Source organism: Oscillibacter sp., assembly GCF_032060045.1.
Lineage (GTDB): Bacteria > Bacillota > Clostridia > Oscillospirales > Oscillospiraceae > Oscillibacter.
Genome location: NZ_DAMBZJ010000005.1, coordinates 1 through 19,316, shown reverse-complemented (window position 1 = coordinate 19,316; position 19,316 = coordinate 1). Strand labels below are relative to the sequence as shown.

General features: G+C 46.9%; 11 protein-coding genes. 7 read left to right on the top strand and 4 right to left on the bottom strand.

Annotated elements, in window-relative coordinates; all coding sequences use genetic code 11:
• The 4 genes from RT018_RS03255 to RT018_RS03240 form a co-directional block, all read right to left on the bottom strand.
• A partial coding sequence (locus RT018_RS03255; protein WP_312939216.1) for a YDG domain-containing protein occupies positions 1-5,497 on the bottom strand: 5,497 nt, incomplete at its 3' end.
• Positions 5,498-5,677: 180 nt separating this feature from the next.
• Positions 5,678-10,345, bottom strand: coding sequence for an S-layer homology domain-containing protein (locus tag RT018_RS03250; protein ID WP_312939213.1), 4,668 nt, complete (start codon positions 10,343-10,345; stop codon positions 5,678-5,680).
• A gap of 22 nt (positions 10,346-10,367) precedes the next feature.
• Positions 10,368-10,727, bottom strand: a complete 360-nt coding sequence (locus RT018_RS03245; protein WP_312939212.1) for a hypothetical protein — start codon at positions 10,725-10,727, stop codon at positions 10,368-10,370.
• On the bottom strand, positions 10,724-11,095 hold the full coding sequence (locus tag RT018_RS03240; protein WP_312939210.1) for a hypothetical protein: 372 nt from the start codon (positions 11,093-11,095) through the stop codon (positions 10,724-10,726). Before RT018_RS03240 ends, RT018_RS03245 begins: the two co-directional genes overlap by 4 nt.
• 210 nt (positions 11,096-11,305) lie before the next feature.
• Here RT018_RS03240 and RT018_RS03235 point away from each other — a divergent pair, with 210 nt between their 5' ends.
• The 7 genes from RT018_RS03235 to RT018_RS03205 all read left to right on the top strand — a co-directional run.
• Positions 11,306-12,031, top strand: a complete 726-nt coding sequence (locus tag RT018_RS03235; protein ID WP_312939209.1) for a LytTR family DNA-binding domain-containing protein — start codon at positions 11,306-11,308, stop codon at positions 12,029-12,031.
• Positions 12,028-14,289, top strand: coding sequence for an LPXTG cell wall anchor domain-containing protein (locus tag RT018_RS03230; protein WP_312939206.1), 2,262 nt, complete (start codon positions 12,028-12,030; stop codon positions 14,287-14,289). Before RT018_RS03235 ends, RT018_RS03230 begins: the two co-directional genes overlap by 4 nt.
• Positions 14,282-16,216, top strand: coding sequence for a GHKL domain-containing protein (locus tag RT018_RS03225; protein WP_312939204.1), 1,935 nt, complete (start codon positions 14,282-14,284; stop codon positions 16,214-16,216). The genes RT018_RS03230 and RT018_RS03225 overlap by 8 nt, the downstream gene beginning before the upstream one ends.
• A gap of 757 nt (positions 16,217-16,973) precedes the next feature.
• A complete protein-coding gene (locus RT018_RS03220) occupies positions 16,974-17,303 on the top strand; it encodes a plasmid mobilization protein (RefSeq protein WP_312939202.1) in 330 nt (109 codons plus the stop codon).
• Positions 17,281-18,414 (top strand): relaxase/mobilization nuclease domain-containing protein, encoded by a 1,134-nt coding sequence (locus tag RT018_RS03215; RefSeq protein ID WP_312939200.1) that lies wholly within the window; start codon positions 17,281-17,283, stop codon positions 18,412-18,414. Before RT018_RS03220 ends, RT018_RS03215 begins: the two co-directional genes overlap by 23 nt.
• Complete coding sequence (locus RT018_RS03210; protein ID WP_312939197.1) at positions 18,404-18,637, top strand: transposon-encoded TnpW family protein; 234 nt, start codon at positions 18,404-18,406, stop codon at positions 18,635-18,637. Before RT018_RS03215 ends, RT018_RS03210 begins: the two co-directional genes overlap by 11 nt.
• Before the next feature lie 91 nt (positions 18,638-18,728).
• On the top strand, positions 18,729-19,316 hold a 588-nt coding region (locus RT018_RS03205), incomplete at its 3' end, for a recombinase family protein (RefSeq protein WP_312939194.1).

Sequence of the window (19,316 nt, the reverse complement as noted above, 5' to 3'; positions counted from 1 at the left end):
TGTTGCTGCCCTTTATTAGCCCGACATTAACTGCCCAGCTGAGCGAGGTCTGCGCATAGACAGAAACACTGTCATAGTCTGCGAATTCCCGAATAGCCATGCCGCCCTGTGTGGTGTCATACTTTTTATAAGCAGCATAGCGATAGAGTATCGCCGCCAACTGTTCGCGGTTGATGGAGTTTGTCGGGTTGGATCCGTCAGAAATACCATTTTCCATTGCCCAATGACGAGCATCGTCCATATCGGCTGGCATCCTGCCATCCATACGAGCAAGTACCATCCAGATCATTTGGCGGGTCATGGCCGCATCGGGGCTGAACATGGTGGCGGAAGTACCTGAGAACAGGCCATTGTTGTAAGCGTAAGCCACGCTTCCATAGCTCCATGTATTTTGGTTTACGTCCGCAAACGGGAAGCTTACAATCAGATAATGAGACAAGTGGTCAGTTGTAAATTCTACCGTTCCATCGCTGTACGTGCCATTCTTCGGCTCAATTGTACCATCGTCCTTTATGAACCAGACTGTGATGCTGTTTGCGTTTTCGCCGGATTTCAGCGTGTACGGTACAGAAACATGAATCTTGCCACTATGAAACGTGCTGGTATTGGTGCCATTCACATAGATGTTTACGTCAACGACAACCGCCGTATTTGTCTGTTTGCCAAGTGCCTCTTTCTGCGTATTGCTGAGCTTTGCATGATCCACAGCCTCAACGGAAATCTTTACGTCGCCCTTGTCTTTGATGGCATTAAGCGCAGTTTTGTCAAGGGTCACAGTACCGTTTGAAAGCACAACTTCAAGACTTGCGGAGGTAGATGCGTTATCCACTGCCGAAACAAGCTTAGATGGGATAACTATGGCATTGACCTTGAGACCGGATACATCAATTTTGATTGTGCCGGTGTTCTTAGCTGCGGAAGCAATCATTGAAAGCTGTGTGTCCGTGACAGAAATTGTTGCCGTGCCATTAGAGACAGTGGCAGACACACTAATCTTTGCGGAATCACTTGAAACCAGAACAGTGGCAGCACTGTCAGAAGATCCACCCGACGAACCTCCGGAAGACGAGTTGCTTACAATTAACACTCCGTTATGGTATATAATTTTTTCATTGTAGTTGTCACCTTCCGGTACTGATGCGTCGCTGACAGCTATTGTGTAAGTATTGCTTTTCCCCATATCTGAATCACAGGTAAGGTTTGGAAGCTTTTTTAATTCTTCATTTGGTGCAAGACCAGACACAGTATAAGTTAAAGTTGGTTTTGTATCTTTTACATATGCAGTTTTGTTATCAGCAGTAATGGTAATGGTAGCCTTACTGATGGTAAAGTTCACTACTCCACTACCGATGTAAGCTGGGTCGTTGTTGTCCACCGAAATAATCAACTTATAGTTACCTGCATTCTTAGGAGCCGCAGATAAAGTTTGTCCGCTGGCTGTTTGCCAGGTATAGGTATAACCAGAAGGAGTTATTTCCGTATTATTTGAAGTGGAAACAGGTGTGCCAGAATAACTGATTTCACTACCGTCATAAGATTTATCTGTTACAGTTACACCTGAAATAGTTACAGGGACTTTGTCAGTATAATCTACATTCACAGTGATAATACTGTCCTCATAGTTATCCATACCCGTAACATCGATGGTTACAGTATCGGAAGTATAATTCTGCATTTTGTTTACTGCAAGAATGAGCGTATCACCCTCCAGGGTTGCACTGCTTAGGGAGTTATAGCTGTTACTGGTGATCGTGAATATGGGCGTACCGCCAGGAGTCGGCGGATAACCACTGATTTGAGTCAGGTCAAGACGTAGTGTGTAGTTATCTTGATTCTTTATCATTGTTGCAGGGCTGTTCAAGGTAAATGCGTCAGCTTTCAAGATTTCTACTGTTGTAGAGATTTCTTCAACTGGCTGCTTTAGAGTATAGTTGCCTGCCATTGGCCCTGCCAGTGTCATGTTACCAATGTTAATTGCATTGTAAGGGCCTACGTCGGAGCCATTCAGGGTTCCTGTCAGCCCATTGGTGTCTACATAGACCTCATCAGAATTTATAATGCCATTTAGTTTGGCATTTGTGATATCCACCGTATTTTCGCCATCATACTTTTTATTTGAACAGGTGACCTCGGAAAGCGTTAGTTCTTTCGGTATGATCGTCGGTTTCAGCTTACGCGTTAATTTACCGTAGCTGTCAGGATTTTCAGAGGGTATAAACACGACAGAGTATTCGGTTGTATCATTTACAGTTGGGTAAATACTGTCTGCATTGTTGATTTTGTCATCCAATACCCAGCTTCCTGCTATGGCAGATGTCCCAGAATCAATAGTAAGATTGCTTAAGGGAGTCCCATAAACTGCACTGCCAAAACTTGGCTCACCAGCAATAGGTAGTGTTTTTTCAGTGGTAAAGCTTAAAGCCTGTGTAGTCACATTGCCTGCCTTATCCTTGACCATTGCGGTAAAGTCGTATTGTGTATTAGGAAACAGATTTGAAATGTTAAATACACCGTTGTCACCACCGGTGATTGTAGGTTCACTGCCGAAGCTGGTTTTAGACAGTTCATAGCTGGCTATGTCAGAACCGTCGTCATTGGCATTTACGGTAACGATTGCTGCATTGTCAGTTATATTTGAATTGTTGATTGCTGATATTGTAGGTGCCGTTGAATCCCGCTTAATCTCAATAGTCTTAGATGCGGTGACACTGCCGTCCGCAGTCTTTTTGAGATAATAGGTGTAGCTGCCATTCATATCCTCAGTGACAGTAAGGAAGTTTTGCCAATTTGCATTTTGCCCTATTTCTTTTGAAATCTGAAACCCATTTGGGGCATTGACAGTTACATCGCCGATGTACCAGTTATCATTGCCTTTATTGGTGTCTGCCAGAACGGCTGCTTCCGTTGTTTCCAATTGTTGAATTGTAAAGTTGGCGGAGGTCGTAGTAAAGAATATAAGCTTGCCGTCCGAGGTGGGGTAGCGCTGGTCTTTGTTACGTATGGTTACGGTGGCAGTGCCTGGCTCAATATTGTTACTGTATTCTATATCGCAGTATTCCTTGAGAGCATACATATAGTAACGCTTATCGGCAGTCATAATGTAAGGCGTAATAGCCTCTCCTGTGTATGTGGCAGTATAGTTTTCGAATTGACTCGAAGAATCATCTGGTAGATAAAACAGAAGTTTAGGACTGTATGTCTCAGTGTAGACCAAGCTTTTCACCAAAGCATAGTTAAATGTTTCTGTAAAAATATAATTTTTCGAATTTTCTCCAGTTAATTCAAGGTTGGCCTGGAAGTAAATTGGTACACTAGCAGTTCCAACATTGTCCTCTCCCCGTTCAAATTCCTTTGGATTTATACTAGATTTTAAAGCAACACCTACTTTACCTTTGTCTCGTTCCAGAATCTCTGATTCTGATAAAGTGAGATTTTCTGCAATTAACTGAACCTTTGTATTACCCGCCTCGTATGCTCTAGGAAGAATACTGAATCCATTAACTTGTGTTAATTTTTTAGGCCTAATAGTACCTATATTTCCAGATGAACCCTCCTTAATATAATAATTTTTAAGGACGGGGTATACATCACGTTCCAATATATAAAACCCATAGTTATTAATGACTACATTAATTCCTGTCCCAGCATCAGGGCTAGAAAAGGTGCCGAGCATACTATCATTCGGTAGTCTGACATCCTCTAATGTTTTTATATTTTTAAAGATGTCAGCATCTTTACTTAAATACCCATCGAATGCACACGTAACATTCAATCGATCATGGATGACCAGATCGTTTGCTCCGTCATATTGCTTTACCAATTCGCCTCCAAGTGTCATTGTGAGGGCGCGCTTATCAATTGCGCATTTATTCAGAGACAGCTCCGCTTCTCCATAGTAGGAGGAGCTACTGAAAGTAACCTTATAGCGTTCTGTTATCCCAGTTCCAGCTAACTCTGCTATGCCTGTGGTGTCAATATGAGGCATAGTACCCTGCGATAAACTCCATGAGAAAACCCCTTCCTCATTTACGGGCTGACCGTCATATGTTACTTTAAGCAATTCGCAAAGGTTGTCTCCATAGGTTAATTTCTGAGAATTGCCAAGGGTGTTGCTGTCGTTATTAAAAGTTAGCGCTACAGATTGTTTTTCTGTTGTATCTGTATTAAATTTTAGTGATGACGAGGCACTGGTGTTAATGTGTGTCTCTCCATATGTCTCTTTCGGTATCCTAAGTGTATAGGAGTTATCTTTTTTTGCAGCGGTAATGCCATTAAATGTTACAGAAGAGATTTTCTCACCATTGATAGTAAGGAAAATGTCTTTCGTTGCGGAATATAGGGGTACTGACATTTCGCCATTTACTGTCAGAGCATTTTCTGAAGTATTCCAAGTACCATCATTCGTAGCATTACCTAAGTATAAGCCCTGACCAGCTAGACCCGCTAAGGCAGAAGAGATACCCGAGGTACTACCCGATTGACTGACGCTTTGTAAATTTGCTCCACTGCCTTGGTAATTTAGAGTGGTTTTCGTTGCAGTGTAGCTGTTGGAATCGTTAGCGAACAGATAAGGAGATTCACCGGCAAGAGTTAAAAGCTCTAGAGTTGGGTGGTTCTCATCATGGTAATATATCTTCTTATTATAGCTTGCGGTAATAGTGCTAGTATCATTGATGGTTTCTCGCACTAAATAATTATTATTGGGTGTAACCTCTAAGATATCTGGAACTTCCTCGTAAAGATTAAGGTCGCTTATTGAAAATTGTGCATTGTAGTCACTTAATTCAAAGAGTGATGCAGCAGAATAATCACCTCCGCCCCAGTTATTGCGGGCAGGGTCATAGACTAGATAAACGTATACCTTTTTTTCAGGGGAAGGCTTGATTACAGCCCCGAAGGTAGCTTCGCCCCCGCCTGTTTTTTCCTGCACATAAGTTCCGCTATTTGGAAGAAGGCTGCTATCTTCGACGATTTCAGGTTGCTTATTCCCTCCAACAGCATATTCCTCGCGAGACAACTGTGGATCGTAAGAATGTTGGGGACTGTTGTCTACATAGGGGACCTCAGAGTTAAAGATAAACAGTCTGAAAACGCCGTCGTGGTAGTACGTACCATTATTATCAGGCAGGTTGACCTTGAAAGTTAGCATTCGGCTAATTTCACTTGGTTTAAGAACGATACGAAAGAAGGTCGCACAGGAAGAATCACTTTGGGGTGGATTGTTAAAAGTGAAGTCCTTTGTTGAATTACCAGAAGCAATTTGTGCATGCCTTGAATCTGAATTAGTAATCTTTTTGCCATCAACGGCAAAATATCCACTGTCATCATTATCTATAGAACCGCCAACGCGGTTATCCAGCAGTGTCTGATTGCTGATAGCGTTAAGTAGCTCATCATAAGATGTCTTGCCCCACGCCGATGCTGTTATGGTCATTCCTGGCACTAGGCTTAGCACCAGGGTTAATGTTAATAACCAGCTTAATAGCCGTTTTTTCATAAAAAATTCCTCCTATGGTTTTCTATTCTCTCGGAATCTTCGCCCTTGATTTGTAAGGCTTTGGAAATTCTTTTTTATTAAAATTTCCCACCTTTCTTGGGTTTTGAATAATAATTATTTTTCAAAGCACGTTATTTTGACTTTTGTAATAATCACTTAAGATTCCGAGAGAGCATATTTTTATTTCCCCATATACCTATACAGGAAGGTTACGATCTGCGCACGAGTGCAGCCGCCATCGGGGCTGAACGCCGTGTCAGACGTACCCTTTGTGATATCCTTTTCCACTGCCCATAGGACTGCATTGTAGTAATAGGCATCCTTAGACACATCTGCAAACGGATTTGCGGATATGGACGTGGTTTCTCCCGCCGCACGCCACAGGAAGGTCATGCTCTGGCTGCGGGTCACGGTAGCGCTTGGGCTGAAGGTTGTTGGAGAAGTACCCTTCACGATGCCTTTTTCCACCGCCCAGAGGACTGCCTTGTAATAGTAGTCCTTTGCGGAAACATCGGTAAACGGACAATTTGCGGAGGACGGCTCCGGTGATCCCTCGGCGCGCCACAGGAAGGTGACCGCCTGCGCACGGGTGCAAATTTTATCCGGGCTGAACGTGGTGCCTGTTGTGCCACTTGTAATGCCTTTTTCTGTTGCCCACAGCACTGCGTCATGATAATATGCGCTGTCCGCTACATCGACAAAGGGGCTTGCGCTCTGCACCGTTTTTTCCGTCCACTTGGCGTAAACTGTGGCGCTTTTGGTCAGGGTCACGCTAGTGACCTTGGTGGTCAGTGCCGTGTCGGAATACCAGCCTGCAAAATCATAACCATCCCTGGTTGCCTTATAGCCGCTCAGGTCAACGACCGTACCGGAAGTCTTGGATACGCTGGAAATTGCCGTGCCGCCGTTTGTTTCAAAGGTTAACGTATAGCTGCTGACGGAAACACCGCCGCCCGAACCACCGCCGTTATTATTGTTGTTCCCACCAGAACTTGCTTTTTTGAGCGTTATTGCACCAAGCGCACCGGTAAGCGTTGCCGGATTGCTGGATTCATTTGTTGCAGCAAGAGTGCTTGCATTGTTTGCTATGCTAAAGTAGTGATATCCGCCTCCAACGGTGTTTCCGACCGCATCGGTTATCTTAGTTCCGCTCGGAAGCATCGATGATGGAACATTCAGCGTCTGGCTTTGTGTTTTCATTTTGGTGGTATCCACCACGCAAACGGCGGCAACGTCGGCATTTGCGGTAAAGGTGCTGCTTTCATCTATGGTAAAGCTGCCGTCTTTCACATACACACCGTAATCGCAGCCGACTGTCAGCGTCGAACCGCCGCTAACACTCACATTGCCGCTTGCATCGTTGATTTTTTCTACCTTTAAACCAACAGAGTCAGAACCAGCGGCCTTCGCAGTCAAGGATGCGCCACTCCCAACATTTACTTCGCCGCATAAAGCCGCATAGCTATTGTCAGAAGAAATGCTCAGCGTTGTACCAGAACCGATGACGTTCAACGTTCCATCGTAAACACCCAGTGACAAGCTTCCGTTTACCGTTACGTGTGCCCCTTCCTGCACGGTAACCGTATCGCCGTTAGACCCTAGGCTGATACCGCCGTTAATGACAAGGGGCGCCGTTCCTTCAAACGTTAGGTGCATAGCAGTGCCGCCAGCACCATTGATACCTCCGCTGATGGTACTGCCTGACGTGGTTTTGATGATTGTGTTATCTGGCAAGGTTAAACTACCACTCACAAAGACGTCACCAAGGGTCAGCGTATTGTTTGTATCATCCCAATGATAGCCGTCAGCTGTCAAATCGCCCCTGTCGCCGCTATCGCTTAGGTCAAGATTACTGATTTCTTTCACTGGAACACCTTCATTGGTATAGGTAGCCCATATAGGAGCACCATCTTCATTTGTCCTTACCCTTACAACACCGCTGCCTGTCAGCTTCAACGCCTTAATCTCATCCACCGTTGTGCCGAACTTCATTTGCCATATACCGTTATTCTCCAGCACACCACTGTTTTCCACCTTAACAGTGCCTTTAACAATTGCCGTTGCACCGCTATTTATTGTCACCTTTGAGCCACTACCGCTGATGGTAAGGTCGCCCGTAATGAAAGCATCACCCTCCGTGATAGTCAGGGTACTGCCATCACTAACGGTCAGGCTATATTGTTCTGTTTCCGAGAGATCCTCAAGGTTAACTGCACCTCCCATATCTCCACCACTAGCGGACACCTTTGCGCCGTTTTTGAGAACCACGTTTCCCTCTGTTAATATGCCGTAACACTTGCCGTTCATGGTAACGCTGCAGCCGTCGATGGTTAGTGCTCCCATGTTGGTGCACTGCCATGAGGAAACAATGAGAGAATCGCCGCTGCCACCCTGAATGGTCAAAGGCAGTACACCACTATTATATGCCTGTATTCCTACGCCGCTATCGGTGTTACTGTTTACAAGGCTGTTCGCCCCTTCCAGCTTAATCACGGTTTCAGCGCCCAATGTAAGAGGGGTTACACTCCCTGAGGTAATGCTGGCATGATGCAAGGTCAGGGTTGCTTTTGCTTCACCGTTTGCAGGGGTAAACAGTGCATAGCCGTCTCCTGCCTTATAATAGGTAATTTTAGCAGGAGGGGTGGATAAATCCAGCCCAGTGGAAGCGTCAACACCAGTGCTATCTACCTTCAAAATTTGGGGATTAATATTTGGTGTGCCGGTAATAGAAACTGCGCCAATTATCATGCCTGCATCACCAATGGTAACTGTGCCTTTGTCATTTGGAGTGATGATTGCCTTTGCCTTATTGTTTCCGCAAATCAGCACATCGTCCGCCTTGATGGTCACATTCGAGGATCTGATTGCCGCATTGCCGTCACTGCCGCTGGTGGAGGTAATACTCACGCTCTTGCAGTTATTTGTGCCATCCGTGTTTGTAATGCTCACACTGCTTGCCAGAATGCCATCTTGCTGAGTGCCTGCAATAGACACCTCATCTGCCTTGATGGTTAGTGTGCCCACCTGAATACCGTAGGCACTGGTGGAGGATAGCTTACCCCCAGCGGTAATGCTGACGTTTCCATCAGATGCGGCAACGGAAGCATTGCCTGCGCTCAATGTAATATCCTTGGCAGCATCCAGCGTGACCCCATCGACCTCACTGCCATCTTTTTTTTCAATGCCGCTGACTCCGTCAGTTGTCACGATAATACTGCCCTCCCCAGACGTGATGGATGCGCCGCCTGTGCCGAAATAGATAGGCACACTACCATTCTCGGAACTAATTAACGTAACATTTCTCTTTGCGTTCAAGTCAACCTTACCGTTGGTATCCAGCAAAGTATTTCCCTTGCCCATTACTGCTATTTCGCCGTTAGGTGCTTCCATAATGATGTTGCTAGCCGTAACTACTAAAGAGCCACTTACGCCGTTGTCAATGGTAAGGTTGCCTGTTGTTGCGGTCGCGGTAAGCGAGCCGTTGCCCGCACGAATGATACCTGTTGTTATGCTTGCGGCAGATAAATTAATATCGCCGTCCGTAACAATCGAATTGTTTTGGGGAGTATTAATTTTCAGTTCGCCGCCAATGTGGACGGTGACACCAGGCGCAGTGCCATCCCATGAAGCAATCCCCTTGTTGCCCGTTAAGGTCAGACTGCCTTCTCCCGTAATGCTCACAGCTTGCATATTGGGGTCAATGGCAAAGTTATAGCTGCCGTTTGCCGTCAGGATGTTTTCCCCCACTACGGTAATGTCAACCGGTTCCGGCGGCAGATAGAGGGCACGTCCGCTTGTTGTGTTGATGGTTGCGTTATTCAATTCCAACTTTGCGTTTGCTCCGCCGTCTGCTGGGGTGAATAGTGCGTAGCCATTCTCTCCTGCCTTATAACGTGTCACTTCTGTGGGCGCGTTATAGGTCGAATCATCAGTACCGTCTTGTTTCTTTCCCGAAATATTCAGCCCATTGACGCTAACGTCACCGCCATAGGGGATGAATTCACCATCTACAAGACAATATACTGTCTCCGATTCACCTGTGAGCACAATTCCGCCGCTCCCAGAAATCTCGCCAGTGATACCGGGATCATCCTTGGTTCTGTACATCATTTTCAGCGTACCATTATTCTCCAGTACGGCTCCCTCGTCCACCGTGCATATATTGATGATATTAAGCTTGGTACCACTGACAATGGTCAGCTTGGAATCACTGCCAGTTACAGCGAGCTTTTGAATCGTGTTCTCCGAGCCACCGCTCACTGTGACCTGCGTACCTGAATCTATGGTAACCACCGTGCCGCCAATGCTGGAATAGGGTCCACTCGAAGCGCTGTTGGTCAACGACAGCGTGCCGCCGCCCGTAATAAGGGTGTCACTGCCTCCATCGTTATCCAGGGCACGCTTGGTTGCATCGCTTGTGGCCAGACTATTTGTACCCTCCACATAGACGGTGACGGGAACAGGAAAAGGTCTGTCAGCCATATTCCCAGTAAGCGGCAAATCCAGCGCCGTAGCACTGTCCGTGCTGATGGTTGCGTTGTGCAGTATCACCTCGGCGGAGGTCGTTTTGCCGCTTTCTACCGTGGGGTTATACAGCACATAGCCGCTCCCTGCCTTCCAGCAATAGGCCTCCGTCAAAGCGTCATGACTCATTCCGCCCCCACTGTACATTTGAATGCCGCTGGTGTCGGCTTCGCCTTTATAGGTGTAATCGATATTGTCAATGGTGACGATGTCACCTTCGGTCAATCCCGAAAAGTCAGGATCATCCCTTGCCAATGCCGTTGCGGGCAGCAGCCCCAGCACCATGCAAAGGCAGAGCAAAATGCTAAAAAATCGTTTTTTCATGTTGTTCCTCCTTAAAATTCTCTTATATACATTGTTTTAGTATCAGTGGTATGGTTGGCTCCAAATCTGGCGGGCCAGTGCCATAAAAATTTACACCAAGTCTTCTTGCTTCGGGCTCAAACTCCCTGCGGTCGCACAGCCACAGGATGGTCAGTGTGCTGTTTTGCGTTCGCAAATAATCACAGGCGGCAAGCCCCTGGGCACCAGAATAGCCGACAATGGCAAGCTCCACAGATGGGTCGTTCCGCAAAAAATATGCCAGCTTTACATCTCCACGACGCTCCCGCTCGTCAAAAAAGCGTAAAATATGGAATCCTTTATATTGTTCTAGTATACGAGTGATTTTTTCACCAACGCCACAAAGCGCAATTTTTTTCATCATTTTTGCATTTCCTCCTTTCTCAGCTGTAAACAGCCTGTGATCGCTTCTCGCAGTTCCATATCGGATACAGGTCTGCGCAGAAAATGGGTCACACGATATTGATAGCCAAATAAGCTATAATCCTCATCAGAAATCCACAGAATGGGCACATCTGGCACTTTTTGGCGAAGCTGTCGCACCGCCTCCAGCCCAGCCACACCGTTTAATACCACAACCAGAAGGGAAAACGGCTTTAAGTCAAGCAACGGCAAAAGTGTCCGTGCGCTGTTACACTCCGTAATTTCAAGCCTTTGTGGGAAAACGGCCGCCAGCAGACGGCTTTCCCAAACATCCTCCTCCAGAAACGCCGCGCATAATGCAACATTCACGCGACCGCCTCCTTTCCTTATAAAACTAAAAAAACAACTACCAAGCCTCTTTCACAGAAGTTTGATAGTTTTTATTAAGGTAGCATTTTGTCAAGTGTTTTTCAATAGGTTATGATCAAGCGGTCGAAAATCTGCACAAGCGGTTATTTTTTTCTACAAAAATATGGTATAATGTTAACTGGATAATTATATGCAAAGGAGGAATTTCAAATGAATGCGGCAATCGTAGACGATATGGCTACTGAGTGTGAAATACTCCGCAGCCTTTTGAAACAATATGAAGCCAATCAGCAGCAGACGATGCAAATTACAGAATTTCATAGTGGCAGCGAACTGCTTAATGATTACATACCGGGTACCTATGATGTTGTCTTTATGGATATCTTTCTGAACAACGAAAACGGCGTTGACTGCGCACTGAAGCTTCGGCAGCTGGACGAGAATCTCAATCTTATTTTCCTTACCACCAGCTCAGAATTTGGTGTAAAAAGCTACGATGTCCGGGCGGCGGATTACATCGTAAAACCAGCCACATTGGACAAGCTCTCGAGGGCACTGCACTACTGCAAAATTACAGAGCCGCAGAGCCTCCCCTCCATCACGGTTACTACAAGGAATCAGCCGTTGGAAATCACACTAGACAGGATTCTTTATGCTGATTATCAGGATCGCTCCGCCTGTATCCATTTAAAGGACTATCTCGTTCCGGTATCCGGCAGCTTCTCGGAGCTTTCCGACAAGCTTTGCTCCTATTCGCAGTTTATGTCCTGCTTTAAGGGTATTGTGGTCAACCTAAAGGAAGTGCGGGAGCTAGGCGCTGATTCTCTCATCCTGAAAAATGGGGAGCAACTGCCGGTCAGCAGGCGCCTGCAACGGCAGGTACAGCAGCAGCGTCTGAGTCTCTCCGCTGGTTCGTTGCGGGGGGATGGAATATGAAGCAGATACTTGCACTGATTTTAACCGCTTTTCTGGTTTGTACAGCACTTGCACCGCCTGTACTGGCGGCAGAGGAACCGATTGTACCTGCTGAAACCACAGATACTGTTAACGATTCCGGCAGCGGTTCTGTTTCGGATGACAGTATAGACACCGCGACTCCTTCCGATGCAGATATGGTTACGGATGGTGATGAAACCAGCGGTACAGGCGACAGCACTGTCGGAGCGGGCGGAACTGAAGACAGCGCCGTTCCTGACACCTTTGACTATACCGGCAGCATCATTTCCTATACTACCCCGAATGCTTTCACAAATACGTTCAATACGGATTGCGGCGATACCGACTTTACGCAGTTACAGAATGAACTGGATTCTATCAGCATTTCCGCCACAGCACAAAAGGAGGGTTCTTCCTATCCGCTTACATTGTCTGTTACATGGGATTTCAGCACAGTGGATGCAGAGACACCCGGTACTTACACTCTGATTGGAAACATTTCCATTCCACAGGGAGCAACACTTTTGGAGGGAGTAGAAAATACGGTGTCCCTTTCCGTACAGGTAACTTCTCCGCTACTTACCATAACGCCTGCTGCAATCACTCTGGCCAGCTTCGATGAACCCTACCGGACAGATGCCGTGGCATTCCCCGTAGGAACCACGCAGGAGCAACTATCCCAGTGGTTTTCTCAGGTTACTATGGGTTTCACCGCCTATGACGCAGATGGCAACCCCTATGACTTAAACTCAGGTTCATGGTCTTTGGATGCCATAAACACTGTCACAGCTGGCGTGTACTATGCTTTTACGTCACCTGACCTTGGAACAGAGTATACTCTGGCAGACGGTGTTCCTCTGCCCCAGCAACTTTGCGCGGTTTCCATTCAGGTTCCCGGTGAACCAGATATAAACTGCTGTGTAGCGGGACGAGGCTTTCTACACTTTCCGTGGGTGCTCTCTGCCACGCAAGAGGAACAGCTGGAGGATTTTGCTGTATGGCTGCGGCAGGATGGCGGAGAATGGACAAGCTTAAGCGATGGCTTCCTGTTTGTCTCCGATGGTCTCCAGCTTTCCCAACAAGTTCTTACCTATGGAAGCACTTATGAGCTTAAGGTGACCTATCCCGGCGGTCAGACCGGTGTTCTGACCTTTCAATATGACGGAGAGCTTAGTATCCTCGATTATTCCGGCGGCGACCGGGATGGCGGCGATGTAAACGGCGGAAGTTCAGGAACCGGCACGCAACCAGCTCCAATCCCGAACCAGCCACCAGATAATTCCAATGAGGATAACAATTCAGGGGATGTTAATGATTCGCCTGATACGAGCGATTCCTCCTCAGATGCAGATGACACACCACAGGATTCAGGCTCCTCATCAGGAGAACAACAAAAGCCACAGGAGGGACAGGATTCCTCATTAGGCGGAAATGAGCCGGCTCCAACTGAGCTAGAGTCCCCCAGTGACTCTCAAAGTAACGACAGTCATAACAACGATGGCAATTCACAGGCTCAGATTCCCGTAACAGAGAAACCGACAGCCGTGACTCCTGCCACAGAAGCTGAATCAGCGGTACCAGTGTTTTCCGATGCTTTCTTCACACGGGAAGCAGAGAGTACATCTGCTGAGCAGAAAAACGATACAGTACCCAAACCCAACGACAGTGCTCAATTAGTGATGAACCCGGTAACGGACGATAACAATACACAGTTAGAGGAAAGTTCCGCATCTCAGGAATCCGTTGCTGTTACAGAATCCTATTCTCCTACCCAAACGGTCATTTCCGGTCTGCGTCTAAAGAATCTCTGCAAAGAGGAAGAAAGCGTCGTGTTTGGTTCCGGCAATGTAACCGTCAGTATTCCAAGCAAGCTGCTTTTAGCGCTGGACTTATCGGATACGGATACTCTGACTGTTAGGCTGCCCCAACCAGAAAGCAATCAGATTGTGCTTGCAGTGGAGGTTTCCGGCAAACCGGTTACGCAGCTTTCGGGAACAGTATTACGACTTCGATTCATGCCAAAGTCGGAAAATACGGATATCACCATACAAAACGAAGCTGGCGGAAAAATTACAGATGTTTCCTATGACGGGGAGCTTCTGCGCTTTGCAGTAAATGCAACGGGGACATATACCATTACAGAATTATTAAGTACACAGGAGACTGGGAAAAGTACATCACCGCTACTTCCTGTATCCGGCGGCTTGCTTTTGACCGCTGGAGGAATTACATTTTTCAGGAGGAAACGCCATGGATAAAAAACCTTTTGTATTACGGCGGTCTTTGGCGCTGCTTCTGATGGTTGCCCTTTCCTCCTCTCTGTTTCTTGCCCTATACCATTTTGACAACAAGTACACAAAAGCTACACCTCAGGCCATTAACGGTGCGCTGTATGTTTCAGAAGCGGACTGGACAGACACACCCATCCGCTATCTTCGGGATGGCTGGCGTTTCTATGCAGACCGCCTGCTGACACCAGAAACCTTAAAACAACAGGGTGACAATTATCAGTACCTGTCCATTGGAGAGCAGTCTAATTTTTCCATGGAAGACGCCCGCCGCTCCCCTCACGGAAGTGCAAGCTACGCCTTAACGCTGTATCTGCCGGAGGAGGAACATACCTATGCCATTGAACTGCCCGAAGTCTATTCCGCCTACCGATTTTACATTGATGATAAACTGAAGCTGCAAATGGGCGAACCAAACCCAGATGATTATCAGGATCAGGCCCAATGCCGTGTCATCACCTTCGAAGGCTCAGGCAAAGTGACACTTCTGCTTGCAGTCAGTGACCACTCTTTTGTATACAGCGGTATGGTTTATCCACCTTCCTTGGGTGAACCCCTAAATGTTTACACAATCCGCGGATTGCGGTTCGGGATTTGCCTGATTCTGGTCACGGTAACACTGGTGCTTGCAATTTTCAGCTTTTACCTTGCTATCCGTACCCGCCGTGGGAACAATATCTGGATCTTTTTCCTTTTGTGCCTTTCGACCGCAGTGTTTACTTCATATAGCGTAGTGCATGGTATTTTGCCGTTGCCGATTCAGCCATGGTACACAGTAGAACTGGTCAGCGGGTATCTGGTAACGTTGCTTGTGATCATTCTCCACAATCGCATCTGCGATACAAAAAGAGCTATGCAGGTAATCAGCGGCGCCGCCTCCGGAGTTGTCTGTGTGTTGGCACTTCTTTACGGATTGTTTGCCTCACATCTGACACTGCCGGTAATGCTTGCCTTTTCCAATCTGGTTTTCGGTTTCAAGCTGCTTACCGCTGTTTATCTTCTGTTTACCGCTGCTATGGCGGTACGTCAAAATATAGAAAAGGCGACCATACTGCTCTATGCGGATATTATCTATGCCTGCGCCTTTGTCTGGGATCGCCTCCTGCCGAACTACGAGCCAATCCTTAGCGGCTGGTTTCAGGAATGGGGCAGCTTAAGTCTTGTCATCGCAACCGGCGTGGTGCTGGGGTATGATATTACCATGGGTTACCGCCACAGCCTTGTATACGCCGAGGAACAGCGGCAGATGAAACGACAGCTTACCATGCAGGTGGAGCACCTGCGGCAGATGAATCAGAAGGTGGAGGAAAGTGCTAAGCTGCGCCATGACTTCCGCCATCACTTACGCACCCTGATGAGCCTGGCCGGAGAAGGACACTGTGAGGAACTTGAGAACTATATCCGTAGTATCACGGAAATCAACGAGGGTACCCGGCTTGGCCGTCTCACTGATAACATCGAGCTGGACGCACTGGTGCAGTATTACAGCAATCTTGCACAGTCTGCCGGTATCCAGTTCCGTGCAAGGCTCTCGCTTCCCGCAGTGCTGAATTTTCCGATTGTGGATCTTTGCGGTCTTCTTGGAAACCTGATGGAAAATGCGGTGGAAGCCTGCCAGCGTCAGCAGACCGGGGATAAAACCATTTTTATCGCCGGTCGGGTACAGGACGGTCAGCTTGAATTTGTTGTGGACAACAGCTTTGACGGGGAACTCAAAACCAGAGGTGGAAAATATTTATCCTCTAAGCGAAGTGGCTTTGGCCTTGGCGTTTCCTCTGTCTTGGAAACCGTGGAGCGGTATAACGGTGTAATCAATCTGTACGCCGATGAAAAGGGCTTCCACGCAGAGCTATCCCTGCCGACAGGGGCAGCAAAAAGAATACCTTCACCGGTATAACCGAAGTCTATTACTTGCTTTTTTGCTTTTAAACATTCTTTACAAACTGCATTTTTTGTAGTACTATGAACTTACAACCTTGAACTTTGACAAATGAACATCGTATCCCGCAATGCAACGTGAGCATTGGGCGAGCGACGAGCCGAAGGGCGCTGACGGAAGTTCATTTCCGGCGATAAACCTTGCGGCGGTTACTGTTGTGTGGTACAGCAGAATTGCAACAACCCCCATGCGTAATCATGATACTTCTGCTATGGCGGCAGGCCTAAAGATGGCAACATGCATCACCCTGATTTGAGAAAGAATCGGGGGCGGCTGTTATGGGATTTGCGTAACCGGCAAATCGGCATTGTGGACTGGAAAACCTTTTTATTACACTTTTATAATTTTATGAATGTCCGATTTTTAAAAAGAAACAGCCGGTTCCAAGGGGATAGTATGTTCATTTGCAGAATAGAATTGTGACCAAATAGCTCTGTGTGATTTCTCGCACAGAGCTATTTTTGCGTCTGTTTGAGGGCAAGAGTGTAAAATGCCTATATTTATTAGGTAATTTTGCACTCTTGCCCTCTTTTCTTTTTACGGAGAGTGTCAGACAACGGAGACGGATTCACACCCGAAGGGTGTGGCAAGCGTCCTATCTGTCGGACATTCGTCCTCGCCCCTTGCGGTGCGCAGATAGTTTTCCTGCTCCGCAGAGTTAAAAGACACAAATGCTTTTGCACCCTTGGAACTCCATTCAGAAAGGAGTGCTACCATGAACAGAACCCATAAAATTTCGTTTCGGGTGTCGGACTATGAACGTAATCTGATACAGTCCAAGGTTAAAAAGTCGGGTATCCGAATGTCAGATTTCTGCCGTCATGCAGTGTTGGGCAAGGAAGTCTGCAACATCACAGGGCTGGACAAATGCAGTTATGAGCTGAATAAAATCGGCAATAACCTCAACCAACTCACTGTACTTTGCCACCAGAGGGCTGTGCAGAATCCGAACCTTGAAACAATGCAGATACAGCTTTCAACTGTGCTAGAACGCATTTATACAGCCTTGGGAGGTGATGACGATGGCGATTGTCAAGCCGATTAAGGTGCGTATCGGCAACCTTGCAGGACTGCGGGCGGTGCTGGATTATATTAAGGATGACCGCAAGACCCAAAACGGAGCATTGGTCTACTGTAAGGACTTGCTAAAGGGCAAGGAATACCAGCAGATGGTCATTACCAAACGTGCCTTTCACAAGGACACAGGACGGCAGTATGCCCACTTTGTCCAGAGCTTTGATCCAAGAGACAACGTATCCACCAAACTGGCATACAAAATCGGTCAGGAATTTATCAAACGATATGAGTATTTTCATGGCTTTCAAGTGATGATGGCAGTACATACTAATGAACCGCATATGCACATTCATTATATCGTCAACTCTGTCAGTCATGAGAACGGCTGTAAATGGCAGTCCAGTCCAGAGGATTTGAAACGTATACGTTCTCTTTCCGATGAACTCTGTCTGGAATATGGACTATCGGTGATTGAGCATGGCAGAAAGGGACACCGTTCCTATGGTGAGTATTCTCAAACAGCAAGCTGGAAACGGCAGCTGGCACAGGACATTGCAAATAACCTTGCCCTTAGTCATAGCCGTGCGGACTTCATGCACCGCATGGCAAGTCTCGGAATAGATGCCGATGTGGGTGAAAAAAGCACTTTATTTACCATTCCCGCAGGTGTATATGGCTTGCAATCCGAACGAAAATGTTCCAACAGGAAATTGATGTCTTATGGTGATTTTACTACAGAAAATATGCGCAACACATGGAACTGCAATGCCGGGCTGGCAAGAATCGGGGGCAGTGACATGCAGCTGTTGCAGGAGGTTTTATTGGAGCTGGGTCAGCTACATTGTCCGGATACCCCAGACCGTTATCAGGATATGTATTTTCGAGATATTCCTTTTGACGGCATGACGAAACAGGAAATCGAGATTGCCCTCTCCCGTAAGGCACTGGATTCCATGCTGGAGAAAGCACGGCAGGCACATGAAAAGGCACAGGCAGAAAACCAGCAGGCGGGATTGCTTCTGGCTACCATTACGGATACCCTTGCCGAGGTTCTGCACTGGCAGCAGGAACGACAACAAAATGCACCGTATCACCATGATTACAACGAATATGAGGAGGAAGATGAATATGAACTGTAACCGCATTAAGCTGTTTTTTCAAAGATTGCGCTGTTTGTTTGAGAGTAAAAAAGGTACATGGGAACGAGAAGAGCCGGGCAAGCGTCCGGCTCTTTGCTATGTCATCGGCGGTGTCAAATACCTTGTAAACGCTTATTTCAAAGAAGAGTCTGCACTGTCTGCGGAGGATAAAATTATCCGCCTAATCGAGCGTGACATAGAGAATAACCAGAACAAAGAATAAAATATCTGGACGCTCAAAGCGATTCTGAGTAAAATAGATTCATACAATTTATTGGGAATCGTTTTGGCTGTACAGAGGAAAGGAGTATTTGATGTTACAGTCAAACGAAAAAATCACGGCACTCTACTGCCGTTTAAGCCAAGAGGACCAGCTTGCAGGAGAATCCGGCAGTATCCAGCACCAAAAGCAGATATTGGCTGAATATGCCGAGAAAAACGGCTTTCCTAACCCCAAAATATGGGCAGATGATGGGTTTTCCGGTGTTACCTTTGACCGCCCTGCCTATAACGAAATGATGGCAGAGGTCGAAGCCGGGAACGTATCCACCATCATCGTAAAAGACCATTCACGGCTTGGCAGAAACCGTCTTGTAATGGGTTATTTGATGGAAGAAAAATTTCCCGATTACGGTATCCGCTACATAGCCATCAATGACGGTGTGGACACCGACAAGGGAGTGGACGAAAGCCTTGCAATTCGGGACTTATTTAACGAGTGGCACGCCCGTGACACCAGCAAGAAAATTAAGGCGGTGAAGATGGCAGCTGCAAAGCGTGGGGATCGGATTGGCTCCAAACCGCCCTATGGCTACCAGAAAGACCCCAATGACCCGAAACGGATTATTCCTAAGGCAACACCGTACAACGGCATAAAGAATCCACGCAATCTGCCAGAGGTG